The organism is Corynebacterium sp. HMSC061H03 (assembly GCF_001838215.1).
Taxonomy (GTDB): domain Bacteria; phylum Actinomycetota; class Actinomycetes; order Mycobacteriales; family Mycobacteriaceae; genus Corynebacterium; species Corynebacterium jeikeium_D.
Map to the genome: position 1 here is coordinate 6,943 of NZ_KV836090.1, position 671 is coordinate 7,613.

At 59.6% G+C, this 671-nt stretch carries 1 CRISPR repeat array.

From position 1 onward, the window contains the following. Positions 1 to 670: a CRISPR direct-repeat array (repeat unit 24 nt; unit sequence AATGAAAGGCTGCCACCGGAGTGG). The last annotated feature ends 1 nt before the right edge of the window (position 671 follow it).

Consider the following 671-nt stretch of genomic DNA (forward strand, 5'->3'; position numbering starts at 1 on the left):
AATGAAAGGCTGCCACCGGAGTGGCAGCAACATGTTGTTCGGTGGTGTGGGTGTCATAGTTTCTAGAGCCTCAATGAAAGGCTGCCACCGGAGTGGCAGCAACCCCACAGTCACCTGCGCAACCGTCGCCGGTTTATACGTGCCTCAATGAAAGGCTGCCACCGGAGTGGCAGCAACTTGGGGCATTCTACGGCTGTGATGACGCTTCAGGTGCCTCAATGAAAGGCTGCCACCGGAGTGGCAGCAACACTCGACGGCGTAGAGAAGGTTCGCCGGTTTTTCGCGGCCTCAATGAAAGGCTGCCACCGGAGTGGCAGCAACCTCACGCCGGAAATACGCCGCTATCGGGTCCCACCCGCCTCAATGAAAGGCTGCCACCGGAGTGGCAGCAACTGGCTGAACCTCCCCATCGGGATTGATTTCCTCTACGCCTCAATGAAAGGCTGCCACCGGAGTGGCAGCAACCCGAGGTCGGTGTCCCTTTGTGTGAGCGGCTCTCCGCCTCAATGAAAGGCTGCCACCGGAGTGGCAGCAACCCTCAACTGGCGTGAGTGCGGTCACCGAATGCCCGCCTCAATGAAAGGCTGCCACCGGAGTGGCAGCAACTCGAAACCAACATCGGGGGCAATGAACGAGACCGAGCCTCAATGAAAGGCTGCCACCGGAGTGGC